General features: G+C 61.1%; 22 protein-coding genes. 17 read left to right on the top strand and 5 right to left on the bottom strand.

The features are described from left to right. The first annotated feature begins 84 nt into the window (after positions 1-84). The 5 genes from gshA to tauD all read left to right on the top strand — a co-directional run bounded on the left by gshA (position 85) and on the right by tauD (position 5,517). Positions 85-1,668 carry a glutamate--cysteine ligase gene (gshA, locus tag AB4Z20_RS16740; RefSeq protein WP_442090274.1) on the top strand — a complete coding sequence of 528 codons (1,584 nt, stop codon included), beginning with the start codon at positions 85-87 and terminating at the stop codon, positions 1,666-1,668. Between the two features lie 326 nt (positions 1,669-1,994). Then, positions 1,995-2,972 (top strand): taurine ABC transporter substrate-binding protein, encoded by a 978-nt coding sequence (tauA, locus tag AB4Z20_RS16735; RefSeq protein ID WP_253470920.1) that lies wholly within the window; start codon positions 1,995-1,997, stop codon positions 2,970-2,972. A gap of 21 nt (positions 2,973-2,993) precedes the next feature. Then, positions 2,994-3,788 (top strand): taurine ABC transporter ATP-binding subunit, encoded by a 795-nt coding sequence (gene tauB, locus AB4Z20_RS16730; RefSeq protein WP_442090273.1) that lies wholly within the window; start codon positions 2,994-2,996, stop codon positions 3,786-3,788. Beyond that, on the top strand, positions 3,785-4,624 hold the full coding sequence (gene tauC / locus AB4Z20_RS16725; RefSeq protein WP_214510990.1) for a taurine ABC transporter permease TauC: 840 nt from the start codon (positions 3,785-3,787) through the stop codon (positions 4,622-4,624). The genes tauB and tauC overlap by 4 nt, the downstream gene beginning before the upstream one ends. Before the next feature lie 50 nt (positions 4,625-4,674). After that, on the top strand, positions 4,675-5,517 hold the full coding sequence (gene tauD, locus AB4Z20_RS16720; RefSeq protein WP_253470916.1) for a taurine dioxygenase: 843 nt from the start codon (positions 4,675-4,677) through the stop codon (positions 5,515-5,517). Between the two features lie 227 nt (positions 5,518-5,744). Here tauD and mgrA read toward each other — a convergent pair whose 3' ends face one another. The 4 genes from mgrA to AB4Z20_RS16700 form a co-directional block, all read right to left on the bottom strand. Continuing rightward, a complete protein-coding gene (mgrA, locus tag AB4Z20_RS16715) occupies positions 5,745-6,782 on the bottom strand; it encodes an L-glyceraldehyde 3-phosphate reductase (RefSeq protein WP_003196675.1) in 1,038 nt (345 codons plus the stop codon). Between the two features lie 58 nt (positions 6,783-6,840). Next, positions 6,841-7,242 carry a type II toxin-antitoxin system HicB family antitoxin gene (locus AB4Z20_RS16710; RefSeq protein WP_024619603.1) on the bottom strand — a complete coding sequence of 134 codons (402 nt, stop codon included), beginning with the start codon at positions 7,240-7,242 and terminating at the stop codon, positions 6,841-6,843. A 92-nt stretch (positions 7,243-7,334) separates the two neighbouring features. Beyond that, positions 7,335-7,517 carry a type II toxin-antitoxin system HicA family toxin gene (locus AB4Z20_RS16705; protein WP_018608816.1) on the bottom strand — a complete coding sequence of 61 codons (183 nt, stop codon included), beginning with the start codon at positions 7,515-7,517 and terminating at the stop codon, positions 7,335-7,337. 129 nt (positions 7,518-7,646) lie between these two features. Beyond that, positions 7,647-8,537 (bottom strand): LysR family transcriptional regulator, encoded by an 891-nt coding sequence (locus AB4Z20_RS16700; RefSeq protein WP_258690175.1) that lies wholly within the window; start codon positions 8,535-8,537, stop codon positions 7,647-7,649. Between the two features lie 116 nt (positions 8,538-8,653). Here AB4Z20_RS16700 and AB4Z20_RS16695 point away from each other — a divergent pair, with 116 nt between their 5' ends. Then, the gene (locus AB4Z20_RS16695) at positions 8,654-9,394 is read left to right on the top strand and encodes an SDR family oxidoreductase (protein ID WP_442090272.1); all 741 of its coding nucleotides are present in this window, start codon (positions 8,654-8,656) and stop codon (positions 9,392-9,394) included. Positions 9,395-9,560: 166 nt separating this feature from the next. Here the strand turns inward: AB4Z20_RS16695 and betT are convergent, their stop codons facing one another. Then, on the bottom strand, positions 9,561-11,522 hold the full coding sequence (gene betT / locus AB4Z20_RS16690; RefSeq protein ID WP_253478360.1) for a choline transporter BetT: 1,962 nt from the start codon (positions 11,520-11,522) through the stop codon (positions 9,561-9,563). Between the two features lie 506 nt (positions 11,523-12,028). Here betT and AB4Z20_RS16685 point away from each other — a divergent pair. From AB4Z20_RS16685 to AB4Z20_RS16635, 11 genes are all read left to right on the top strand, one after another. Further along, complete coding sequence (locus AB4Z20_RS16685) at positions 12,029-13,027, top strand: D-cysteine desulfhydrase (RefSeq protein ID WP_253478357.1); 999 nt, start codon at positions 12,029-12,031, stop codon at positions 13,025-13,027. A gap of 301 nt (positions 13,028-13,328) precedes the next feature. Next, entirely contained in the window at positions 13,329-14,129 is an 801-nt protein-coding gene (gene tcyJ, locus AB4Z20_RS16680) for a cystine ABC transporter substrate-binding protein (protein ID WP_258690174.1), read from the top strand. Continuing rightward, the gene (gene tcyL, locus AB4Z20_RS16675) at positions 14,129-14,794 is read left to right on the top strand and encodes a cystine ABC transporter permease (RefSeq protein ID WP_003196663.1); all 666 of its coding nucleotides are present in this window, start codon (positions 14,129-14,131) and stop codon (positions 14,792-14,794) included. Before tcyJ ends, tcyL begins: the two co-directional genes overlap by 1 nt. Positions 14,795-14,797: 3 nt before the next feature. Further along, positions 14,798-15,559: an L-cystine ABC transporter ATP-binding protein TcyN gene (gene tcyN / locus AB4Z20_RS16670; protein WP_253470908.1), complete on the top strand. Its 762-nt coding sequence runs from the start codon at positions 14,798-14,800 to the stop codon at positions 15,557-15,559. 513 nt (positions 15,560-16,072) lie between these two features. Continuing rightward, positions 16,073-16,840: a hypothetical protein gene (locus AB4Z20_RS16665; RefSeq protein WP_442090271.1), complete on the top strand. Its 768-nt coding sequence runs from the start codon at positions 16,073-16,075 to the stop codon at positions 16,838-16,840. A 408-nt stretch (positions 16,841-17,248) separates the two neighbouring features. Further along, on the top strand, positions 17,249-18,490 hold the full coding sequence (locus tag AB4Z20_RS16660; protein ID WP_253470904.1) for an SfnB family sulfur acquisition oxidoreductase: 1,242 nt from the start codon (positions 17,249-17,251) through the stop codon (positions 18,488-18,490). 23 nt (positions 18,491-18,513) lie between these two features. After that, entirely contained in the window at positions 18,514-19,707 is a 1,194-nt protein-coding gene (locus tag AB4Z20_RS16655) for an SfnB family sulfur acquisition oxidoreductase (protein ID WP_253470902.1), read from the top strand. Continuing rightward, on the top strand, positions 19,707-21,065 hold the full coding sequence (locus AB4Z20_RS16650) for an LLM class flavin-dependent oxidoreductase (RefSeq protein WP_253470900.1): 1,359 nt from the start codon (positions 19,707-19,709) through the stop codon (positions 21,063-21,065). Before AB4Z20_RS16655 ends, AB4Z20_RS16650 begins: the two co-directional genes overlap by 1 nt. A 182-nt stretch (positions 21,066-21,247) precedes the next feature. Continuing rightward, entirely contained in the window at positions 21,248-22,057 is an 810-nt protein-coding gene (locus tag AB4Z20_RS16645; RefSeq protein ID WP_442090270.1) for a MetQ/NlpA family ABC transporter substrate-binding protein, read from the top strand. 1 nt (position 22,058) lies between these two features. Continuing rightward, the gene (locus AB4Z20_RS16640; RefSeq protein WP_442090269.1) at positions 22,059-23,183 is read left to right on the top strand and encodes a methionine ABC transporter ATP-binding protein; all 1,125 of its coding nucleotides are present in this window, start codon (positions 22,059-22,061) and stop codon (positions 23,181-23,183) included. Next, the gene (locus AB4Z20_RS16635) at positions 23,173-23,817 is read left to right on the top strand and encodes a methionine ABC transporter permease (protein WP_442090268.1); all 645 of its coding nucleotides are present in this window, start codon (positions 23,173-23,175) and stop codon (positions 23,815-23,817) included. The genes AB4Z20_RS16640 and AB4Z20_RS16635 overlap by 11 nt, the downstream gene beginning before the upstream one ends. The last annotated feature ends 289 nt before the right edge of the window (positions 23,818-24,106 follow it).

Below are 24,106 nucleotides of genomic sequence, written 5' to 3'. Positions count from 1 at the left end.
CGAAAACGCCAGTTTTAACTTCACCCTTGTAGACCGTCTTGCCCACCCCCATATTGGGGCGACTGACGCGTGAAGGAATTCAACTTGAGCGACCTTTTAAACCGCCGCCTGGCCCTGCTCGGCGAGCGCGCCAACCTCTCCCTGCTCGAGCAGTGCCTGCACGGCATCGAGCGCGAATGCCTGCGCGTCACTGGCGATGGGCACCTGGCGCAGACCGCGCATCCCAAGGCCCTGGGTTCGGCGTTGACCAACGAACAGATCACTACCGACTATTCCGAGTCGCTGTTGGAGTTCATCACGCCAGCCCTGGCCAACCCGGCCGATACCCTGCGCAGCCTCGACAAGATCCACCGGTTTGCCTACAGCAAACTCGGCGACGAGTACCTGTGGAGCCCTTCAATGCCGTGCCCACTGCCGGCGGAGGAGGACATCCCGATCGCGTATTACGGCACCTCGAACATCGGTCGTCTCAAGTACGTCTATCGCAAGGGCCTGGCCCTGCGCTACGGCAAGACCATGCAATGCATTGCCGGGATCCACTACAACTTTTCCCTGCCGGAAAAACTCTGGCCCCTGCTTCGGCAGGCCGAAGGCGTCGAGACCAGCGACCGTGATTTCCAGTCGTCGGCCTACATCGCGCTGATCCGCAATTTCCGCCGCTACAGCTGGTTGCTGATGTACCTGTTCGGTGCCTCGCCGGCCCTGGACGCCGGTTTCCTGCGGGGTCGCGCGCACCAGTTGGAACAACTGGACCCGGACACCCTGTACCTGCCCTACGCCACCAGCCTGCGCATGAGCGACCTGGGTTACCAGAGCAACGCCCAGGCCGGCCTCACGCCTTGCTACAACAACCTGGCCAGCTACACCGACAGCCTGCGCAAAGCGGTGGCGACACCTTATGCGCCGTACGTCGAAGTCGGCACTCACCAGAACGGCGAGTGGGTGCAGCTCAACACCAACATCCTGCAGATCGAAAACGAGTACTACTCCAACATCCGCCCCAAGCGCGTAACCTACACCGGCGAGCGGCCGATCCAGGCCTTGATGGCCCGGGGTATCCAGTACGTCGAAGTGCGTTGCCTGGACATCAACCCGTTCCTGCCAATGGGCATCGACCTCACCGAGTCGCGATTCCTCGATGCGTTCCTGCTGTATTGCGGCCTCAATGACAGCCCGCAGCTGGAAAACAACGAATGCGGCAACGCCACGAGCAACTTCCTGACCGTGGTCAAGGAAGGCCGCAAGCCTGGCCTGCAATTGCAGCGCCAGGGTCAATCGGTGGACATGCAGGCCTGGGCCGTCGAATTGCTGGAAAAAATCGCACCGTTGGCCTCGCTGCTCGACCAGAGCCAAGGTGGCGATGCCCACCGCCAGGCGCTGGACGCGCAATTGGCGAAAGTCCGCGACCCGTCCCTGACGCCCTCCGCCCAGGTGCTGGCCGCCATGGCCGAACATCAGGAAAGCTTCGCCCAGTTCTCCCTGCGCCAAAGCAAGGCTCACGCCGAGTTCTTCCGCGCCGAACCTTTGCCTGCCCAAGAACAGGCTGCATTCGAAGAAACCGCCCGGGAATCACTGGTCCAACAGGCCGATCTGGAGCAGAACGAGGTCGGGGATTTCGACGTGTTCGTGGGTTCGTATCAGGCGAGCATCCTGGCGATCAGTAACTGAATCCCTGCGTGCGATAACGCTTTTTGTGGCGAGGGAACTTGCTCCCGCTCGGCTGCGCTGTAGGAGCTGCCGAAGGCTGCGATCTTTTGATCTTTTGATCTTTCCCTTGAGACTCAAGTAGCAGCGGAAAGATCGCAGCCTCGCTTCGCTCGACAGCTCCTACAAGCCGAGCGGGAGCAAGCTCCCTCGCCACAAGGGTTCTCAGTCGAGCTTTATAGATTTTTTCGAAAATAAGCTCATTCGAAAAAGTTATTTATTTTCCAATTCTTAGATCATTTAGTCTCCTCCAACGCCGAACATCCGGCGGCCTGTTGAGGAGCTTTCCCATGTCTTTGAGTTTCCCCCTTCGCCTTCTCGCGGCCGCCTCCCTGGCTGCAACGAGTCTTTTTGTCCAGGCGGCCGACCTAACCGTCGCTTACCAGACCACCGTCGACCCGGCCAAAGTCGCCCAGGCCGATGGCGCCTATGAAAAGGCCACCCAAACCAAGATCGACTGGCGCAAGTTCGACAACGGCGCCGATGTCATCACCGCCATCGCCTCGGGCGACGTGCAGATCGGCTACCTCGGTTCCAGCCCGTTGACGGCGGCCATCACCCGCAAGGTCCCGGTGGAAACCTTCCTCATCGCCACCCAGATCGGCGCCGCCGAAGCCTTGGTGGTTCGTGACGGTTCAGGCATCCACTCCCCACAAGACCTGATCGGCAAGAAGATCGCCGTGCCATTCGTGTCCACCGGGCACTACAGCCTGCTCGCCGCGTTGAAGCACTGGAACATCGACCCGTCGAAAGTCACCGTACTCAACCTGGCGCCACCGGCCATCATCGCCGCCTGGAAGCGCGGAGACATCGATGCCACCTACGTCTGGGACCCGGCCCTGGGCGTGGCCAAGGAAAACGGCAAGGTCCTGATCACCTCGGCGGAACTGGCCAAGTTCGGCGCCCCGACCTTCGACGCCTGGATCGTGCGCAAGGACTTCGCCCAGAAACATCCTGAAATTGTCACAGCGTTCGCCAAAGTGACCCTGGATGCCTACGCCCAATACCGCAAGGACCCACAAGCCTGGCTGGCCGATACGTCCAACGTCGACAAACTGGTGAAGCTCTCTGGCGCCAAGGCCAGCGATATCCCGCTGTTGCTGCAAGGCAACGTCTTTCCCCTGGCGGCCGATCAGGTCGTGAGCCTCGGCGCACCGACCACCCAAGCCATCACCGACACCGCAGCGTTCCTCAAGGAGCAAGGCAAGGTCGAAGCCGTGCTGCCGGACTACGCGCCTTACGTCAGCGCCAAATACATCACTCGTTGAGCGAAAAAAGGGAGACACGCGATGGCCTTGCTACAGCTGGAGCGCATCAGCGCACAGTACCCCGGCGCGGCGGAACCTGTGCTGGCGGATATTTCACTGACCCTGGGGCCCCAGCAATTGCTGGTGGCCCTCGGCCCGTCCGGCAGTGGCAAGACATCGCTGTTGAACCTGATTGCCGGGTTCGTCGAGCCCAGCGACGGGCAGATCACCCTCGACGGCACGCCGGTCAAGGGCCCGAGCGCCGAGCGCGGCGTGGTGTTCCAGGACGATGCACTGCTGCCTTGGCAGGACGTGCTGGCAAACGTCGGGTTCGGCCTGGAACTGGCTGGGGTCCGCAAGCAAAAGCGCGAAGCCCGGGCCCGGGAAATGCTTGCCCTGGTGGACCTGGCCGGTTTCGAGCAACGCCGTGTCTGGCAGCTCTCCGGCGGCCAGAAGCAACGCGTCGGCCTGGCCCGGGCACTGGCGGCCGACCCGCGCGTGCTGTTGATGGACGAACCTTTCGGGGCGCTGGACGCCTTCACCCGCGAGCAGATGCAGGAACTGTTGCTGCAGGTCTGGCAGCGCACCGCCAAGCCGGTGTTCCTGATCACCCATGACATTGAAGAAGCCGTGTTCCTCGCCACTGACTTGATTCTGTTGGCACCAAACCCTGGGCAGATCGTCGAGCGCCTGAGCCTGGATTTCGGCCAGCGCTACGGGGCCGGGGAGTCGGCGCGGTCGATCAAGTCCGACCCGCGCTTTATCGAAACCCGCGAGCATGTGCTCGCCAAGGTGTTCTCCCAACGCAGCGCCACTCGGCCACAGGAGCGCGCATGAGCAGCTACGAAATTCCAGCCGTCGTCAGTGAAACGACAAGCAAGCGCCCGGCCGGCGGCTTGAGGCCCAGCCTGAGTACGCGCTGGATCAGCGGCTTGACCTTGATCGCACTGCTGGCGGCCTGGTGGGCCGTCACCGCCAGCGGCCTGATCGAACCGCTGTTCCTGCCCTCGCCGTCTGCCGTACTGCAAAAAGGTTGGCTGCTGGCGACCAGCGGCTACATGGACTCGACCCTCTGGCAGCACCTGGCCGCCAGCCTTGAACGCATCGGCCTGGGCCTGTTGTTCGCGGTGCTGACGGCGGTGCCGGTGGGCATCGCCATTGGTGCCAACCGCATCGCTCGCGGCGTGCTCGACCCGTTGATCGAGTTCTACCGGCCGATTCCGCCGTTGGCGTACTTGCCGTTGATCGTGATCTGGTGCGGCATCGGCGAGTTGTCGAAGGTGCTGTTGATCTACCTGGCGATCTTCGCCCCGATTGCCATTGCCACCGCCACCGGTGTGCGCACCGTCGACCGGGCCAAGCTACGCGCGGCGCAATCGTTGGGCGCCACGCGGGCCCAGTTGATTCGCCATGTGATCGTGCCCAGTGCCCTGCCGGACATTCTCACCGGCATTCGCATTGGCCTGGGTGTGGGTTGGTCGACGCTGGTGGCCGCCGAGCTGATCGCCGCCACCAGCGGCCTGGGGTTCATGGTGCAGTCAGCGGCGCAGTTCCTGGTCACCGACGTGGTGGTACTGGGGATCCTGGTGATCGCACTGATCGCCTTCGCCATGGAAATGGGCCTGCGCGCCCTGCAACGCAAACTGGTGCCATGGCACGGCCAGGCCCATTGATAGCCAATGACCACGCCGACCATTTGGCGCCCCAATCCGAGAACACGACGATGAACCGCCCGACCATTACTCCCTTGAGCACAGCCCTCGGCGCGCAGATCAGTGGGATCGATATCAGCCAGCCGCTGAGCCCGGAACATCGCGAGGCCATAGAGCAGGCCTTGCTCAAGCATCAGGTGGTGTTCTTTCGCGACCAGCCGATCGAGCCGACGCAACAAGCGCGTTTCGCCGCGTATTTTGGCGACCTGCACATTCACCCGATCTACCCCAACGTACCGGAGCAGCCCGAAGTATTGGTGCTCGACACCGCCGTCACCGATGTCCGCGACAACGCCGTGTGGCACACCGACGTGACTTTTTTACCGACGCCGGCCATGGGCGCGGTGCTCAGCGCCAAGCTACTGCCGGCGTTTGGCGGCGACACGTTGTGGGCCAGCGGCATCGCGGCCTACGAAGCGCTGTCAGCCCCTTTGAAACGCTTGCTGGAAGGCCTCACAGCGACCCACGATTTCACCCGGTCCTTTCCATTGGAACGGTTTGGCAACACCGCCGAAGACCTGGCGCGCTGGGAAGCCGCACGGCGGAAAAACCCACCACTGTCCCATCCGGTGATCCGCACTCATCCGGTGAGCGGACGACGGTCGCTGTTCGTCAATGAAGGCTTCACGACACGGATCAACGAGCTGTCGGAAACCGAAAGCGAGGTGATCCTGAAACTGCTCTTCGCCCACGCCACCCGCCCGGAGTTCACCCTTCGCTGGCGCTGGCAGGTCAACGACGTAGCGTTCTGGGACAACCGCGTCACCCAGCACTTTGCCGTCGATGACTACCGCCCCGCCCGCCGGGTGATGCATCGGGCGACGGTGTTGGGGGATGTGCCGTTTTTCAGGTGAGTGTCTTGCTTAAATGGTTTTCCGGGGTACGCATATCGCCGTGGCGAGGGAGCTTGCTCCCGCTCGACTGCGCCGTAGGAGCTGCCGAAGGCTCGGGCCGCGTTCGGACGATTTTTTGATCTTTCGCTTGGGACTCAAGCGTCAGGGGAAAGATCGCAGCCTCGCTTCGCTCGACAGCTCCTATAGACCCAGCGGGAGCAAGCTCCCTCGCCACAGGGTGTTCGGTGTTACTCAGCCGACGAAGGCTTCTCCCAAAGATTGATCCCGCCCTCCAAGGCAAACCGATCGATCTGCGCCAGTTCTTCAGCGCTGAAGCTCAGGTTCTTCAACGCCCCGACGTTCTCGATAATCTGCTCCGGCCGGCTGGCGCCGATCAGCGCGCTGGTCACGCGGGGATCGCGCAGGGTCCAGGCCAGGGCCATTTGCGCCAGGCTCTGGCCGCGCCGCTGGGCGATCTCATTGAGGGCGCGTACATGGGCGATGTTTTCCTCCGACAGGTGCGAAGCCTGCAACGAGCCGCCGCCCGGACGGTTCACCCGCGCATCGGCCGGAATACCCTTGAGGTACTTGTCGGTCAACAGGCCCTGGGCCAGTGGCGTAAAAGCGATCACACCGGTACCCAGTTCGTCGGTGGCGTCCAGCAGGTCTTTCTCCACCCAGCGGTTGAGCAGGTTGTAGGCCGGCTGGTGAATCAGCAGCGGGACTTTCCATTCTTTGAGCAGCGCCGCCATTTCCCGGGTCTTCACCCCGGAATACGAGGAAATGCCGATGTACAGCGCCTTGCCCTGCTGTACGGCAGTGGCCAGTGCGCTGGCGGTTTCTTCCAGTGGGGTGTCGGGGTCGAAGCGGTGGGAATAAAAGATATCCACATAGTCCAGCCCCAGGCGTTGCAGGCTTTGGTCGAGGCTGGCGAGCACGTATTTGCGCGAGCCACCGCCCTGGCCGTAAGGACCCGGCCACATGTCCCAACCGGCCTTGCTGGAGATGATCAACTCATCGCGGTACTGCTTAAAATCTTCGCGCAGCAACCGGCCGAAATTGATCTCGGCGCTGCCGTAGGGAGGGCCGTAGTTGTTTGCCAGGTCGAAGTGGTTGATGCCCAGGTCAAACGCCGTACGCAGCAAGGCGCGCTGGGTATCGATGGGCGTGCTGTCGCCAAAGTTGTGCCACAACCCCAGCGACAGCGCCGGCAGCACCAGCCCGCTGCGACCGACGCGGCGATAAGGAATGGACTCGTAGCGGTTTTGCGCAGCGGTGTAGGTCATCGAAAGGCTCTCTGTTCGGACGCTGGTGGCAGAAGCTAACACTTCACAGACGCATCGGTCAGGCTGAAAGTTCGCGCAAGGCCGCCGCTGCCAGGAAACCCGAACGCGAGCTATAACGCTGATCCCGTCGCACGGTTTGGTCGATGCGCTCAAGCAATTGCTCGGGCAGCGTGGCGTTGAACCGCACTGATTTCCCGAAATAGGGCGTGACATCAAACTCAACCACCCCCCATATCCCACCGGCGTATTGCGGATCGTCGAGATGATCGTCAATTTCATGGATCTGCGGCAGCGGCTCGCCGTCGGCTATCAAGCCTTCATAGTGCAACGAGAGCGCTTCTTTCACATTTTCGAATGCCTGGCTCACGGTACTGCCGGCGGAGAAACAACCCGGTACATCCGGGACCGTCACTCCGTATTCGGAATCGGCATCCTTGTGCAGAACGACCGGAAATTTCATGTGGGCGAATCCTTCCTCCAGATCCGGCAACCGCAGCAACCGGTCTGATAACAATGCATCCCCATCGGGGATTTCGTAATCGGTCATGGGCTTCATTTCAGGCCCGCCTGTTTCAATATGCTATTGATCGTGCCTCTGGGCAGATCGGCGTCAGGGTGTTTGATCGTCACCCTCCCAGCCTTGAAGGCGTGTTTGTACTGGTGATGGCTACCCTTGATTGCCACTAGATACCAACCATCCTCTTCGATCTTCCTGATCATTTCCCGACTTCGCATCACCTTTGCCTTATTCGACAGCTCTGCCGGAAAACTCTAGCTGCGAAAGATGATTTCGATACACACAATACACACCCTGAAAAAATTTTAGCTCAACTCTCCAGCCAATGCACCGCCATCACCACTCGGTCATCGCGCCTGTGCAAACACCTCCGCCACCCAATCCACGAATACACGAACCCGCGGCGACATGAGCCGGTTATGCGGATAGAGCACCGACACCGGCATGGACGGTGGTGGGGTGGCGGTGAGGACTTCCTGCATCAGGCCCTGCCGGATCGGCTCTTGCATCCGGTAATGCGGGCATTGGATCAGGCCCAGGCCGGCGATGGCCGAGGCGGCATAGATTTCGGCGCCGGACACCGACAGCGAGCCCCCGATCGGCACCTCCTTGAGTTCGCCATCGACCATGAACTCAAACGGATACAGTTTGGCGGTGGTCCGCGAGACGTAATTCACCGCCTTGTGATGTTTCAAGTCATCGAGGCACTTCGGCTCGCCGTACTGGCGCAGGTAACCGGGACTGGCACAGGTAATCTGCCGAAGATTGGCAACACGCCGACCGATCAATGACGAATCCGCCAGCTCACCGGAGCGCAGCACGCAATCGACGCCTTCGGCGATAAGATCGACAAAACGATCGGCCTCGCTGATGAACAGTTCTATTTCGGGATAACGGGCCATGAATTGCGGCAACGCCGGAATCACGAAATACCGTGCCTGGGTTCCGTGCAAGTCCACCCTCAACTTGCCTTTGGGCGCCACGCCGCGAAACGCCAGTTCGGCTTCTTCAAGTTCCGCCAGCAATTGCACGCAGCGTGGGTAATAGGCTTCGCCATCGAGGGTCGGGCGCACCTTGCGAGTGCTGCGCTCCAACAAGCGAACGCCCAGCCAGGCTTCGAATTGATTGAGGGTGTGGGTCAGCGTGGCCCGTGGCATGTTCAAGTCCTCAGCGGCCAGGGTGAAGCTGCTTCGCTCGTAGATGCGCACGAACACCTTCATCGCTCTGACTTGATCCATCTGAATCCGGCGCCTTTATTGTTAGTGATTGTTGAACAGTCAAGGCAACTTTCGGGCATTTATCGCCGAGAGTAAACATGTGAACCTGGCCTCACCCACTTCAAGAGGACTCAAGCATGCCGACTCAAACGTCCAAAGTTGCCATTATCACCGGTGCTTCCCGCGGCATCGGCGCCGAAATCGCCAAGCAACTGGCCAGCGAGGGTTTCGCCGTCGTCATCAACTACGCCAACAGCGCCAGCGAGGCGTCCAAGTTGGTGGTGCAACTGCGCCAGGCCGGCCACCAAGCCATAGCGGTGAAGGCAGACGTGTCCTCTGCCGCCGATGTTCGCCGGATGTTCGATGAAACCGAAGCGCAACTGGGTAAGGTCGACGTGTTGATCAACAACGCTGGCATCCTCCAGGTGATGCCCCTGGCGCAGCACAGCGACGAGCTGTTCGACCAGACGTTCGCCATCAACACCCGTGGCACCTTCAATACCCTGCGCGAGGCCGCGACCCGTTTGAATGACGGTGGTCGAATCGTGAATTTTTCCAGCAGCACCGTGGGCCTGAACCTGCCCGGCTATTCGGTGTACATCGCCAGCAAGGCCGCAGTGGAATCCCTGACCCAGGTGTTCGCCAAGGAACTGCGCGGTCGGCAGATCACGGTCAATGCCGTGGCCCCCGGCCCCGTCGCGACCGAACTGTTCATGCACGGCAAGAGTGAGGAGCAGGTGCAGCACTACGCCAAGATGCCGCCCCTGGAACGCCTCGGCCAGCCGCAAGACATTGCCAGCATCATCGCGTTCCTGGTGAGCCCGGCCGCAGGATGGGTGAACGGGCAGATCCTGCGGACCAATGGTGGACTCGTCTGAGGCGTTGCGCTCCATTGCCTCCCAAACCGCTATCGTCGGATCGCCGCCCGGAGCAAGCTCGCTCCCACAAGGAAATCACTAACCTTACAGGAGGGAACCACTTACCCCTGTGGGAGCGAGCTTGCTCGCGATGAGACCAGTGACGATGGAAGGCCTAGCGCCTCGATCAGCGCACCAAATGCAGGAACTGCAGGTGCCGCTCGTACTGGTCGAGGATGTCGTTGATGACTTGCTCCTTGGTATAGCCCACCAGATCGTAATCCTGGCTGCCTTCGCTCAGGTGCACCTCGGCACGGTAGTAACGACGGTTGTTGAGTTCCTTCGAGCCCATGCCGCCGCGGGCGAAGGACGGCGTGAAGTAGCCGCGCATCTGCACCTGATAGATGAACGGATGCTGCTCGCCGTGACCGATCTCCAGGCTGACGCTGTCGTTGGCCGGATCGGGCTGGGTCACCACCGTCAGGCCCTTTTCGACGAACACCGCCGTCACTTCTTCAATGGCCGGGCGCACCGTGGTGTCGAGGAAACGGTACACCTCATCACGGGACGGAAAATGCACCGCCTGGCTCAAGCGTTGGCGCCAGCCGCCCGTGCCCCGACGTGAACCCGACACCGGCGCCAGGGAGTGCAGTTGCGCGATCTGCTTCTGCGACTCCAGGTAGAACGCCTTGTGCAGGCCCCACATCATCAGCAGTAGAATCAATGAGAACGGCAAGGACGTCAGCACCACCGCCGACTTCAAGGCATCGATGCTGCCGGAGAACAGCAACGCGCTGGTCACCAGGGCCGTCATCGCGCCCCAGAACACCCGCAGCCATTTCGGCCCGTCCTCATCAGGGTTGCCGCCCTTGGCCGACAACGTCGACAGCACCACGGTGCCGGAGTCGGCGGACGTGACGAAGAACACGAAGCTGATGAACACCGTGACGGCGATGACGGTCTTGCTCCAGGGGTAGGTTTCCAGCAGCAGGTAAAGGCTCATCGATGGGTTTTCCAGGGCGGACATGCCCAGGGCACTCATGCCGTGGTTCAGCACTTGGTCGATGGCGCTGTTGCCGAAGATCGACATCCACGCCAGGGTGAAACCCAGGGGAATCAGCAGCACGCCAAACACGAATTCACGGATGGTGCGCCCACGGGAAATCCGTGCGATGAACAACCCCACGAACGGCGACCACGCGATCCACCAGGCCCAGTAAAACACCGTCCAGCCGCCCAGCCAGTCGCTAGGTTCGTTGTAGGCGTACAGGTCGAAGCTCTTCATCGGCAGGGCGCCGAGGTAATCGCCGATGTTCTGGATCAAGGTGTTGAGCAGATGCTGGGTGGGTCCGGCAAACAGCACGAACAGCAACAATGCGCAGGCCAGCAGCATGTTGATGTCGGACATGACCCGCACGCCCTTGTCGACACCGGCCACCGCCACAATGATCGCCGCGCCCATCATCAGCACGATCAGGCCGACCTGAATCCACTGGGTGTGGGCGATGCCGAACAGGTAGTCGAGCCCGGAATTGAGGTGCAGCACACCAAAGCCCATGTCCGCGCCAAGGCCGAACACCGTGGCGATAATGCCGAAGCCGTCCACGGCGTAGCCGATGGGGCCGTTGATGCGCTTGCCGATCAGCGGGTACAGCGCCGAGCGCAGGGCCAGCGGCAAATTGTGCCGATAGGCGAAGTACGCCAGGGCCATGCCGACGAACGCGAAAACGCCCCAGCCGTGCAGCCCCCAGTGCAAGAACAGGATCTGCATGGCCTGGCGCGCCGCCTCGGCGGTACCGGCCTCGCCCTGGGGCGGCTGCACCATATGGGTCAGCGGCTCGGACACGCAGAAGAAAAACAGCGTGATGCTGATGCCGGCGGCGAACAGCATGCCGGCCCAGGACAGATAACTGAATTCGGGCTCGTCGTGGTCGGCACCGAGCTTGATCTTGCCGTAGCCAGACAAAGCGGTGACCACCACGAAGACCAGATACAGCGTCATCGCCAGCATGTAGTACCAGCCGACCGTATTGGCCGCCCAGTTCTGCGCGGCCAGCAACCAGGCGCCGGCCTGCGCGGGCATGGCAATCACCACCAGGCCGAACAGCAGGATGAAGGTCGCGGCGAAGTAAAAGACCGGCGGGTTCATGCGGACCAGGCCGCTGGGTGGAAGGGACGAGGCACTCATGAAACAAGCGCCTCGGGAGAAAAAAACATGACGGTCGAAAACGGACTCGGCAAAGGCAAGCCTCCTGTTGTGAGCGGGCAGCAAACCGACGGTTTAACTTGAATGAACGTTCAAGTTAAACATGAATAGGTAGCTAAGGACTAATCGCAGGGCTCGACGGCACGCTTCCTACACTAGCCTACGGGAGGGTATGACGTTGCCAGGAGAGCATTCGTTCAGCGTTCAACGGCATATCCCCTTGCAAATACAGACCCTGTGGGAGCGAGCTTGCTCGCGATGGCGGCCTGACATTCAACATCTTCATTGACTGTCACACCGCTATCGCGAGCAAGCTCGCTCCCACAGGTCAAGTGCAGGGCAAACCGACGACGGTGTCGCCAGATCCAAGCTCGAATAAAAACATGCCGGTTGCCCATGAATATCGGCGTGCCTATAGTCCAGACATCGCCTACAACCAGTACGGACCCATGATCAAAGAACAGCTGTCTCGCTTTAACCGTCTCGACCTGCTCGGCCATCCGACACCGCTGGAAAAACTCGACCGCCTCTCCACCTGGCTCGGCCGGGACATCTATATCAAGCGTGACGACCTGACCCCCCTGGCCATGGGCGGCAACAAACTGCGCAAGCTCGAATACCTGGCCGCCGATGCCATCGCCCAAGGCGCCGATACCCTCATCACCGCCGGGGCGATCCAGTCCAACCATGTACGCCAGACCGCCGCCCTCGCCGCGAAGCTGGGCCTGGGTTGCGTGGCCTTGCTGGAAAACCCCATCGGCACCGAAGACAGCAATTACCTGGGCAACGGCAACCGGCTGCTGCTGGAATTGTTCGACGCCAAGGTCGAGCTGGTGGACAACCTGGACAACGCCGATGAGCAGCTACAGGCCCTGGCCGGTCGCCTGCGCAGCAACGGGAAAAAACCCTACCTGGTGCCGATTGGTGGTTCGAACGCCTTGGGCGCGCTGGGTTATGTGCGCGCCGGCCTGGAACTGGCCGAGCAGATCAAGGACACCGGGATTGAATTCGCCGCCGTGGTACTGGCCTCGGGCAGTGCCGGCACCCACAGTGGCCTGGCGCTGGCGCTGAGCGAAGCCCTGCCGGCGCTGCCTGTCATCGGCGTCACGGTCTCGCGCAGCGAGGAGGACCAGTTTCCGAAGGTCCAGGGCCTGGCCGAGCGCACGGCAGCGTTGCTCGACGTCGCCCTTCCAGAAGCGTTCAAAGTGAACCTGTGGGACGAATATTTCGCCCCCCGCTACGGCGAACCCAACGCCGGGACACTGGCGGCGGTCAAGCTGCTGGCCAGCCAGGAAGGGCTGCTGCTCGATCCGGTCTACACCGGCAAGGCCATGGCCGGCCTGCTCGACGGCATGGGTCGCGACCGTTTCGACGAAGGCCCGATCATCTTCCTGCACACCGGCGGCGCACCGGCGTTGTTTGCCTATAACGCGGCGTTCCAGGCTTAGTGGAGACTTCTGTGGGAGCGAGCTTGCTCGCGATAGCGGTAGATCAGCCCAAATTTATTTAGCTGACACACCGTCATCGCGAGCAAGCTCGCTCCCACAAACAGTCATTCCAAATAGACATATGCGCTTGATTTAATATTATTTTCCAATCTATAAAAGCCACCCTATAGTCTCGCCGCAGGCGCATTTGCCGCGAGACGCCCAAGCTGCTTTAAGGCAGGATGTGGCAATCTTTTCGGATCGCGGCTACGCCTTATCTCAGCCAAAATAACCTCTTCAGAAGAAAACACAGGGGCTTGTCATGAATTTTTCCGCATTACGTCGCAACCTGTTGGTAGGTTCGCTGGGCCTGGCATTGAGCGCCGGCTTGTTGGGGCAAGCGGTTGCCGGTGAGCAACTGCAGAAGATCAAGGACGCCGGCGAAATCAAGATCGGCTTGGAAGGCACTTATCCACCGTTCAGTTTCGTTGATGAGAGCGGCAAACTGACCGGCTTCGAAGTGGAGTTCTCCGAAGCCCTGGCCAAGGAGCTGGGTGTGAAGGTCAAGCTGCAGACGACCCCATGGGCCGGCATTCTCGCGGCCCTGGAATCCAAGCGTCTGGACGCAGTGGTCAACCAGGTGACCATCTCCGAGGAGCGTAAGAAAAAGTACGATTTCTCCGAGCCGTACACCGTTTCCGGGATTCAAGCGCTGGTCCTGACCAAGAAAGCCGCCGAGCTGAACATCAAGAAGGCCGCCGACCTGGACGGTAAAAAAGTCGGCGTGGGCCTGGGCACCAACTACGAACAGTGGGTCAAGGCAGAAGTACCGGGCGCCCAAGTCAAAACCTACGATGACGACCCAACCAAGTTCCAGGACCTGCGCGTCGGCCGTATCGATACCATCCTGATCGACCGCCTGGCCGCGCTGGAATACGCCAAGAAAGCCAAGGACACCTCCGTCACCAGCGAAGCCTTTTCGCGCCAGGAGTCCGGTATTGCCCTGCGCAAAGGCGAGCCTGAGCTGCTGGCAGCCGTGAACAAGGCCATCGAAAAACTGCGCGCCGACGGTACGCTGAAAAAGCTTTCGGAAAAATACTTCAGCGCTGACGTTACCCAATAATGGAAGCAGCTCTTCAACTCGCACTGGACTCCGCGCCCTTCCTGCTCAAGGGCGCGTATTACACGGTTTTCCTCAGCCTGGGCGGCATGTTTTTCGGCTTGCTGCTGGGGTTCGGCCTGGCGCTGATGCGCCTGTCGCGCTTCAAACTGGTGAACTGGATCGCCCGCATCTACGTGTCGTTCTTTCGCGGCACGCCGTTGCTGGTGCAGTTGTTCGTGATCTATTACGGGTTGCCGCAACTGGGCATCGAGCTGGATCCGCTACCGGCGGCCCTGATCGGTTTCTCGCTGAACATGGCCGCCTACGCGTGTGAAATCCTGCGGGCCGCCATCAGCTCCATCGAGCGCGGCCAGTGGGAAGCGGCGGCAAGCATCGGCATGACCCGCGCCCAGACCCTGCGCCGGGCCATCCTGCCGCAAGCCGCACGCACGGCCCTGCCGCCGTTGGGCAACAGCTTCATTTCCCTGGTCAAGGACACCGCGCTGGCGGCGACCATCCAGGTACCGGAGCTGTTCCGCCAGGCGCAGTTGATCACCGCGCGAACCTTCGAAATCTTCACCATGTACCTTGCCGCCGCGCTGATCTATTGGGTTCTGGCCAGCGTGCTCTCGCACCTGCAGAACGTCCTGGAAGCCCGGGTCAATCGGCATGACCAGGAGTCCTGACCCATGATTGTCGTGGAAAAACTGACAAAGCAGTTCAAGGGCCAGGTGGTGCTCAACGGCATCGACTTGAAGATCGAAGAAGGCGAAGTGGTTGCGATCATCGGCCCCAGCGGCTCGGGCAAGACCACGTTCCTGCGCTGCTTGAACTTCCTCGAAGAGCCTAGCAGTGGCCGGATCAAGGTCGGCGACATCGAGATCGATGGCAGCCGTCCGTTGAACCAGCAGCAGAATCTGGTGCGTCGCTTGCGTCAGCAGGTGGGCTTCGTGTTCCAGAACTTCAATCTGTTCCCCCATCGCACCGCGCTGGAGAACGTGATCGAAGGTCCGCTGGTGGTGAAAAAGACGCCACGTGCAGAAGCCGAAGCCCTGGGGCGCAAGCTCTTGGCCAAGGTCGGGCTGGCCGGCAAGGAGGACGCCTACCCACGGCGCCTTTCCGGCGGCCAGCAACAACGCGTGGCGATTGCCCGGGCGTTGGCGATGGAACCGGCGGTGATCCTGTTCGACGAGCCGACCTCGGCCCTCGATCCGGAACTGGTGGGCGAGGTGCTGGCAACCATTCGCGGCTTGGCCGAAGAAAAACGCACCATGGTCATCGTGACCCACGAAATGGGCTTCGCCCGGGACGTGGCCAACCGCGTGGTGTTTTTCGACAAAGGCGTGATCGTCGAACAAGGTGAAGCCAAGGCCTTGTTTGCAGCCCCCAAGGAAGAACGCACTCGACAGTTCCTCAGCAAGATCCTCTCCGCCGGGCACGGCGCTCAGTAAGTTATAGGCAGTGTCATCACTTCCAGGGATGGAAGTGAGGCAGTTGCAACACACTCAAGACACTACCGCCATAACTTTGCCATAAAAAAACAACTTGCAACTTGCGCCCCACTCAACTTTCTCGATCGTTTCATGTGCGGCATCGATCTACCTCTCGTAACACTTCCCCTCAGCCCAAACACGCCTCATCTTTAGTCTCAAGACACTCTTTAGAGCATTTTTCAGAAACCTGCGAGCCTAGGAAAAGGGCTTGTGATGCCGCGCATTATTAACATGGGTGCGTAGGAGATTTCTGAAGCCTTTCACAATGAATTATTAAGCAAGTGCCTCTATTGACACTGAAACTATTGAGCCCTTATCTAGTAACCAACAGGCGATGCACATTATTTATGTTCTGCACAGTGACCAGGTGCAGCCAGCCTATATGGCTGCACACATAAAATATGTCGCAATTAGCCATCGCCGTTGATCTTCCCGAAACGGACTTAGTTTTCAAGCATCAAGGAGAACACCATGACATGTAAGTCGAAGAGTCCTGAACTGGCCGCCCCCACCCTGGCCAACGCCCACCCTACCGGCATCAATATCGCCAACGCCGCTCACCTGGAGGTTACCATTGCGCCCTACCCTGGCATGGACGCAGGTGACCTGATCGAACTGTTCTGGGACAACTGCTACGTCGGCTCGCGCTTGTTGTCGCAGGCCGATGTGCAAGACAGCGTCACCCTGCGAGTCCCGGAGAGTTTCATCGTCGATGGAACCTCGCGCATCCACTATCGGGTGATGCAGGTCGGGCGTGGGCCGGCGCTATCCGCCAGGCAACGGGTACACGCGAAGCTCGATTGCCCCGGCGGGCAGCCGTCAGCCCTGAGCGGCGATGAAAACCAGGGCCTGGCGCCTGTGCGCATTCCCGGCACTATCCGACGTCAAGGGGTAAATCCCAACCAGATCAAGCGCGGCGTACCGCTGACCATCGAACCCTACCTGAACATGGCCGCCGGCGATGCCGTGACCCTGCGTTGGGGTGATGTACGCATGGACTTGCCAGCGGTCACCGCCAGCGAGGTCGGCCAGCCAATCAATATCTGGGTCCCGCCGCAGATCATCCTGGAGGCAGGAGAAGACCTGCGCCTGGAAGTGACCTACTGCATCCTCGACCGTGTGGGCAACAACTCCCTCTGGGCACCGCCACGGACGTTGAAGATCGGTTGTGCCAATCCGTATCTGAACACTGCACCGAAACAGCCGCTCATGGTCGCCGAAACGCGCCGCCGAATGTGAACCCCCTGAAAAAGCTTTTGTGGCGAGGGAGCTTGCTCCCGCTATGTGGGAGCAAGGCTTGCCCGCGATGGACGCGATGCGCTCTTGCAGAATCGAGGCGCCTGTTTCGCGAGCAAGCTTTGCTCCCACAGCCCAAGCGGGAGCAAGCTCCCTCGCCACCAAAAGCTGCGTCCCCCCAGGTGAGCGTACAGCCTTCAATTTAAAACCAACCTATATATATTCCTAAAAGTTAGTTCAAAAATAATTTATACACGCTTAGGGTATATACACCGGACCACCGGACATTCTTGATTTTCGCTCGCCGCATTCATCGCGGCGTTTCTTGAGATGTGAGGTGGGTATGGAACGAAACACAATCACCCCAGTGCAATACGCCAAGGCACTGCCTGCAGCCACGGAGTGGCTGTAATGTCGGATCTGGCGCAAGCAAAAGTCCAGAGCGACCTGGACATCGCACCGTTGTTGTTGCCCGCACAGGTGTTGCGCAACGATGCCGAGGCCATCAAAGCCGCCCATGAACTGGCGCAGGTCGCCCGTCAGCAGGCCGCGCGTCGTGATCAGCAACGCAAGCTGCCCTGGGCAGAAATCGAGCAATTCACCCGCAGCGGGCTGGGCAGCATCGCCATTCCCCGGGAATACGGCGGCCCACAGGTTTCGTTCGTCACCCTGGCCGACGTGTTCGCGATCATTTCCGCCGCTGACCCGGCCCTCGGGCAGATCCCGCAAAACCAGTTCGGCGTGCTCCAGCTGATACTCGGCACCGGCACCGAACGGCAGAAAAAAATCCTCTTGCAGAGCGTGCTCGAAGGCTGGCGCATCGGCAACGCCGGGCCGGAACGCGGTACTCGCAATACCCTTGAGCTCAAGGCGCGGATTACCGCTGACGGTGACGGGTTTGTCATCAATGGCCAGAAGTTCTATTCCACCGGCGCGCTGTTTGCCCATTGGGTCGCGGTCAAGGCGCTGAATGACGAAGGCCGCCAGGTGCTGGCGTTCGTGCGGCGCGGCACCCCGGGCCTGCGGATCGTCGACGACTGGTCAGGGTTCGGCCAGCGCACCACCGCCAGCGGCACCGTGCTGCTGAACAATGTCCGGGTGGAGGCCGACTTGGTCCTGGATAACTGGCGCATCAACGAAACACCCGGCGTGCAAGGTGCGATTTCCCAACTGATCCAGGCCGCCATCGATGCGGGTATCGCCCGTGGCGCCATCGACGATGCCATCGCCTTTGTGCGTGAACGGGCCCGGCCCTGGATCGACGCCAAGGTCGACCGAGCCAGTGACGACCTCTACGTGATCGCCGACATTGGCAAACTGAAAATCGAACTGCACGCCGCCGAAGCCTTGCTGCGCAAGGCCGGACAGGTGCTGGACCAGGTCAGTGCCGCCCCCATCACGGCGCAATCGTCCGCCCGCGCCTCGATTGCCGTGGCCGAGGCCAAAGTGCTCACCACCGAGATCGCCCTGCAAGCCAGCGAAAAACTCTTCGAGCTGGCCGGCAGCCGCGCCACCCTCGCCGAATTCAACCTCGATCGCCATTGGCGCAACGCACGGGTCCACACCCTGCACGACCCGGTGCGCTGGAAGTATCACGCGGTAGGCGCCTACCACCTGAACGGCACCTTGCCGGCCCGCCATTCCTGGATCTGACGACCCGACCTCTGGAGCAGTACATGACGTTTTCTCAACACGTCGCGGTGATCACCAGCGATGAACAAGCCCTGATCGTGGCCAGCGACCTGGCCGATGACTTCAAGCGCGACAGCGCCCTGCGCGACCGCGAGCGCCGCTTGCCGTACCCGGAACTGGAGGCCTTCTCCCGCTCTGGCCTGTGGGGTATCAGCGTGCCCAAGGCCTATGGCGGTGCCGGTGTTTCCAACGTCACCTTGGCCAAAGTCATCGCGCTGATTTCTCAGGCCGACGGCTCGCTGGGACAGATTCCGCAAAATCATTTCTACGCCCTGGAAGTGCTGCGGGTAAACGGCACTGAAGCGCAAAAACAACGCCTGTACGCCGAAGTGCTCGCCGGCCAGCGCTTTGGTAACGCCCTGGCCGAACTTGGCACCAAGACTGCCCATGACCGCATCACCCAACTGCGCTGCGACGGCGAGGGCTATCGCATCAACGGTCGCAAGTTCTACGCCACGGGCGCGATCTACGCCCAGCGCATCCCCACCTCGGTGGTGGACGAAAACGGCGTGCAACAACTGGCGTTCGTCCCTCGCAACAGCCAAGGCCTGACGGTGATCGACGACTGGAGCGGTTTTGGCCAGCGCACCACGGGCAGTGGTTCGGTGGTGTTCGAAGACGTGTATGTCGCCGCCGCCGACATCGTGCCCTTCCAGAGCGCCTTCGAACGTCCCACACCGGTAGGGCCGCTGGCGCAGATTCTTCACGCCGCCATCGACACCGGCATCGCCCGCGCCGCCTATGAAGACGCCCTGCATTTTGTCCGCAATAAAACCCGCCCCTGGATCGACGCCACCAGCGACGTCGCCACCGAAGACCCGCACACTATCAAGAGTTTCGGTCAACTGAGCATCCGCCTGCACGCCGCCGAAGCCCTGTTGGAACGTGCCGGTGAGTTTCTCGACCGGGCCCAGGCCGACACCCGGGCCGACACGGTCGCCGCCGCCTCGATTGCCGTGGCCGAAGCCCGTGCCATCAGCACCGAAATTTCCCTGGCCGCCAGCAGCACGCTGTTCGAATTGGCCGGCAGCCAGGCGACCCTGGCCGAACATGGCCTCGACCGTCACTGGCGCAACGCCCGGGTGCACACCCTGCATGACCCGGTGCGCTGGAAATACCACGCGATAGGCAACTTCTACCTCAATGATGAAAAACCGCCGCTGCGGGGGACCATCTGATGGCGGCCGGCAAGAAAAAGATCCTGCTCAACGCGTTCAACATGAACTGCATCGGGCACATCAATCACGGCCTGTGGACCCATCCCCAGGACACCTCGACCCAGTTCAACACGATCGAATACTGGACCGCCCTGGCGCAATTGCTCGAACGCGGACTGTTCGACGGGCTGTTCATCGCCGACATCGTCGGGGTCTACGACGTGTACCAACAGTCGGTGGACGTCACGCTCAAGGAGTCGATCCAACTGCCGGTCAACGACCCGTTGCTGCTGGTGTCCGCGATGGCCGCCGTGACGAAAAACCTCGGCTTCGGCCTCACCGCCAACCTGACCTACGAACCGCCCTACCTGTTCGCCCGACGCATGAGCACCCTCGACCACCTGAGTCGCGGTCGGGTCGGCTGGAACATCGTCACCGGCTACCTGGACAGCGCCGCCAAGGCCATGGGCCTGACCGCACAGGTCGAGCATGACCGCCGCTACGACCAGGCCGACGAATACCTGCAAGTGCTCTACAAACTGTGGGAAGGCAGTTGGGAAAACGACGCGGTGCTCAACGACCGCGAGCAGCGGATCTATGCCCGACCGGAGAAAGTGCACAAGGTCCGGCACCAGGGCGAGTTCTACCAGGTCGAGGGTTATCACCTGTGCGAGCCGTCGCCCCAGCGCACGCCGGTGCTGTTCCAGGCCGGCAGTTCCGAGCGCGGCCTGCTGTTCGCCGGGCGGCATGCCGAGTGCGTGTTCATCAGCGGCCAGAACAAACCGGCGACCAAGGCCCAGGTGGACAAGGTCCGCGCCAGCGCCGTAGAGGCCGGGCGCAACCCCGGGGACATCAAGGTGTTCATGGGCCTGAACGTGATCGTCGGCGAGACCGAGGCGGCCGCCTGGGCCAAGCATGCCGAGTACCTGAGCTACGCCAGCGCCGAGGCCGGCGTGGCGCATTTTTCCGCGTCGACGGGCATCGATTTTTCCCAGTACGAACTGGACGAACCGATCCAGTACGTCAAGAGCAACGCCATCCAGTCCGCCACCAAGACCTTGCAGAACAACGACTGGACCCGGCGCAAATTGCTCGAGCAACACGCCCTGGGCGGTCGCTACATCACGGTGGTCGGCTCGCCCGAGCAGGTGGCCGATGAGCTGGAGTCCTGGATCGGCGAAACCGGCCTCGATGGCTTCAACCTGACCCGCATCGTCACGCCGCAAAGCTACGTGGACTTCATCGACCTGGTGATCCCCGAGTTGCAGCGACGCGGCTCGTACAAGACCGAATACGACAACGGCACCCTGCGCGAAAAACTGTTTCACGCAGAGGCCCATCTACCCAAGCAACACACCGGTTCGACTTACCGGCACTGACCCTGGGGCTACCGACAATGTCCCTGTGGGAACAAGGCACTGTGGGAGCAAAGCTTGCTCGCGATGCAGACACCTCGTTTTCTGAGAGACCGCATCAATTTCATCGCGGGCAAGCCTTGCTCCCACATAGCTCTGTTCGCCAAAAAATATGCACCTCCCCCTAAATGACTGGAATACCCGACATGACCAAGCACTTCCTGACCCTGCCAGTCAAAACCCTGGCCCTGGCCCTCGGCCTGTTCAGCTCGGCGCTGTTTGCCGCCGACGCACCGTTGAAAATCGGCACCACCGCGGCGTTCGCCATTCCCCTGGAGGCCGCCGTGGAAGAGGCCAGCAAGCAAGGCTTGAAGGTCGAGCTGGTAGAGTTCAGCGACTGGATCGCGCCCAACGTCAGCCTGGCCTCCGGCGATATCGACGTGAATTACTTCCAGCACATCCCGTTCCTGGAAAATGCCAAGGCCGCCGCCGGGTTCGATCTGGTGCCGTTTGCGCCGGGGATCATCAACAACGTCGGCCTCTATTCGAAAAAATACAAAAGCTTCGACGAACTGCCAGAAGGCGCCAGCGTCGCCATTGCCAACGACCCGATCAACAGCGGTCGCGGCCTGCAACTGTTGGCCAAGGCCGGGCTGATCAGCCTCAAGCCAGGCGTCGGCTACAAGGCCACCGAAGACGACATCGTCACCAACCCGAAGAAGCTCAAGATCCTGCAGGTCGAAGCCGTGCAGTTGGTGCGCGCTTATGAAGACGCCGACCTGGTGCAGGGTTATCCCGCCTACATCCGCCTGGCCAAGACCTTCGATGCCAGCTCCGCCTTGCTGTTCGACGGCCTCGATCACAAGGAATACGTGATTCAGTTCGTGATCCAGCCTAAGAGCAAGAACGACCCACGGCTGATCAAGTTCGTCGACATCTACCAACACTCGCCAGCCGTGCGCGCCGCCCTGGACAAGGCCCATGGCAAGCTCTACCAAGCCGGCTGGGAAAGCTGACATGAACGCCGTCAACGCTCGACTTCGACAAGAAGCCCCCACGCTCCAGAGCGCCGACCAGACCGAACTGCATCCGGAGCTCAACCGTGCCCATGTGCGCTTCATCGGCCTGGGCAAGACCTACAACGGCGCCCAGGGTCCGGTGGCCGCGCTGCAAGGCATCGACCTGGCGATCCAGCGCGGCGAGGTATTCGGCATCATCGGCCGCAGCGGCGCCGGCAAGTCGTCGCTGATCCGCACCATCAACCGCCTCGAACAACCCACCAGTGGCCGGGTGTTGATCGATCAGATAGACATCGGCGAGTTCGATGAAGACCGCCTGGTGGAACTGCGCCGGCGCATCGGCATGATCTTCCAGCACTTCAACCTGATGTCGGCCAAGACCGTGTGGCAGAACGTTGAACTGCCGCTGAAAGTCGCCGGCGTGCCCAAGGAGCAGCGTCAGCGCAAAGTTCGCGAGCTGCTGGAACTGGTGGGCCTGCAAGGCAAGCACAAGGCCTATCCGGCGCAACTTTCGGGCGGGCAGAAACAGCGGGTGGGGATCGCCCGGGCGCTGGTGCATGACCCGCAGATTTTGTTGTGCGATGAAGCCACTTCGGCCCTGGACCCGGAAACCACCCAATCAATCCTCGGTTTGCTGCGTGAGATCAATCAGCGACTGGGCCTGACCATCGTGTTGATCACCCATGAAATGGCGGTGATTCGCGAAGTCTGCGACCGGGTGGTGGTGCTCGAACAGGGGCGGATCGTCGAACAGGGGCCGGTCTGGGAAGTGTTTGGCAACCCGCAACACGAGGTCAGTCGAACACTGCTGGCACCGTTGCAACACGCGATACCGGAAGAACTGCAAAACCGCTTGCAGGTGCAGCCGGCATCGGCGGATGCCGCCACTGTGCTACGCCTGCAATTCACCGGCATAGATCGTGAAGAGCCGGATCTCGCCGCTTTGTTCAGCGCCCTCGGTGGACGGGTGCGGCTGCTGCACGGCGGCATCGAGCGAATTCAGGGCCACGGGCTGGGGCAATTGCTGCTGGCCGTGAGCGGTTCGTCGTGGAGCGCCGAGGAACTGCGGCAACGGGCGGGCAATTGGGCCCAAAGTGTGGAGGTGCTGGGTTATGTGGTTTGATCGGTTGTTGCAGGGTTTCATCGACACGTTCCTGATGGTCGGCGTGTCGTCGCTGATCGCGCTGTTGGCGGGCATCCCGCTGGCGGTGATCCTGGTCACCAGCGGCAAGGGCGGGATCTATGAAGCGCCGGCCTTGAACCGGGCCCTGGGCGCCTTCGTGAACCTGTTCCGCTCGATACCGTTCCTGATTCTGATGGTGGCGTTGATCCCGTTCACCCGGCTGATCGTCGGCACCACCTATGGCGTGTGGGCCGCGGTAGTACCGCTGACCATCGCCGCCACGCCGTTCTTTGCCCGCATCGCCGAAGTCAGCCTGCGGGAGGTCGACCATGGCCTGATCGAAGCGGCCCAGGCCATGGGTTGCCGGCGCTGGCACATTGTCTGGCATGTGTTGCTGCCCGAAGCGCTGCCGGGCATCGTCGGCGGTTTTACCATCACCTTGGTGACCATGATCAACTCTTCGGCCATGGCCGGAGCGATCGGCGCCGGCGGCCTGGGCGACATCGCCTACCGGTACGGCTACCAGCGATTCGACAGCCAGATCATGCTCACGGTAATCGTGCTGCTGGTGGCGTTGGTGGCGGTGATCCAGTTGGGCGGCGACCGCTTGTCACGCGGCTTGAACAAGCGCTGACCGGGGAGAGCAGTTGACCTGTGGGAGAAGTTGATCTGTGGGAGAAGTTGATCTGTGGGAGAAGTTGATCTGTGGGAGAAGTTGATCTGTGGGAGCAAAGCTTGCTCGCGATAGCAGTACTCCATCCAACATGGATGCCAACTGAGCTGGTCTAATAGTCCCGGACACCTCAATAGGTGAAACTACACCTATTGAGGAGTATTCCATGACCAAGAAGTACAGAAAATTCGACGCCGCTTTCAAGCTAAGAGTCTGCAAGATGATTGTTGACCAGGGCCTGAGCGTGAAC

Origin of the sequence: Pseudomonas sp. KB_12 (assembly GCF_052114545.1) — a bacterium.
In the GTDB taxonomy this organism is placed as follows: domain Bacteria; phylum Pseudomonadota; class Gammaproteobacteria; order Pseudomonadales; family Pseudomonadaceae; genus Aquipseudomonas; species Aquipseudomonas brassicacearum.
The sequence above is the reverse complement of the archived record's forward strand: the minus strand, read 5'-3'. Positions and strand labels throughout refer to the sequence as shown.

Coding starts and splice junctions, on each gene's coding strand:
- tauA (WP_253470920.1), top strand. CDS start 1,995: ATGTCTTTGAGTTTCCCCCTTCGCCTTCTCGCGGCCGCCTCCCTGGCT.
- tauB (WP_442090273.1), top strand. CDS start 2,994: ATGGCCTTGCTACAGCTGGAGCGCATCAGCGCACAGTACCCCGGCGCG.
- tauC (WP_214510990.1), top strand. CDS start 3,785: ATGAGCAGCTACGAAATTCCAGCCGTCGTCAGTGAAACGACAAGCAAG.
- tauD (WP_253470916.1), top strand. CDS start 4,675: ATGAACCGCCCGACCATTACTCCCTTGAGCACAGCCCTCGGCGCGCAG.
- mgrA (WP_003196675.1), bottom strand. CDS start 6,782: ATGACCTACACCGCTGCGCAAAACCGCTACGAGTCCATTCCTTATCGC.
- AB4Z20_RS16710 (WP_024619603.1), bottom strand. CDS start 7,242: ATGAAATTTCCGGTCGTTCTGCACAAGGATGCCGATTCCGAATACGGA.
- AB4Z20_RS16705 (WP_018608816.1), bottom strand. CDS start 7,517: ATGCGAAGTCGGGAAATGATCAGGAAGATCGAAGAGGATGGTTGGTAT.
- AB4Z20_RS16700 (WP_258690175.1), bottom strand. CDS start 8,537: ATGGATCAAGTCAGAGCGATGAAGGTGTTCGTGCGCATCTACGAGCGA.
- AB4Z20_RS16695 (WP_442090272.1), top strand. CDS start 8,654: ATGCCGACTCAAACGTCCAAAGTTGCCATTATCACCGGTGCTTCCCGC.
- betT (WP_253478360.1), bottom strand. CDS start 11,522: ATGAACCCGCCGGTCTTTTACTTCGCCGCGACCTTCATCCTGCTGTTC.
- AB4Z20_RS16685 (WP_253478357.1), top strand. CDS start 12,029: ATGATCAAAGAACAGCTGTCTCGCTTTAACCGTCTCGACCTGCTCGGC.
- tcyJ (WP_258690174.1), top strand. CDS start 13,329: ATGAATTTTTCCGCATTACGTCGCAACCTGTTGGTAGGTTCGCTGGGC.
- tcyL (WP_003196663.1), top strand. CDS start 14,129: ATGGAAGCAGCTCTTCAACTCGCACTGGACTCCGCGCCCTTCCTGCTC.
- tcyN (WP_253470908.1), top strand. CDS start 14,798: ATGATTGTCGTGGAAAAACTGACAAAGCAGTTCAAGGGCCAGGTGGTG.
- AB4Z20_RS16665 (WP_442090271.1), top strand. CDS start 16,073: ATGACATGTAAGTCGAAGAGTCCTGAACTGGCCGCCCCCACCCTGGCC.
- AB4Z20_RS16660 (WP_253470904.1), top strand. CDS start 17,249: ATGTCGGATCTGGCGCAAGCAAAAGTCCAGAGCGACCTGGACATCGCA.
- AB4Z20_RS16655 (WP_253470902.1), top strand. CDS start 18,514: ATGACGTTTTCTCAACACGTCGCGGTGATCACCAGCGATGAACAAGCC.
- AB4Z20_RS16650 (WP_253470900.1), top strand. CDS start 19,707: ATGGCGGCCGGCAAGAAAAAGATCCTGCTCAACGCGTTCAACATGAAC.
- AB4Z20_RS16645 (WP_442090270.1), top strand. CDS start 21,248: ATGACCAAGCACTTCCTGACCCTGCCAGTCAAAACCCTGGCCCTGGCC.
- AB4Z20_RS16640 (WP_442090269.1), top strand. CDS start 22,059: ATGAACGCCGTCAACGCTCGACTTCGACAAGAAGCCCCCACGCTCCAG.
- AB4Z20_RS16635 (WP_442090268.1), top strand. CDS start 23,173: ATGTGGTTTGATCGGTTGTTGCAGGGTTTCATCGACACGTTCCTGATG.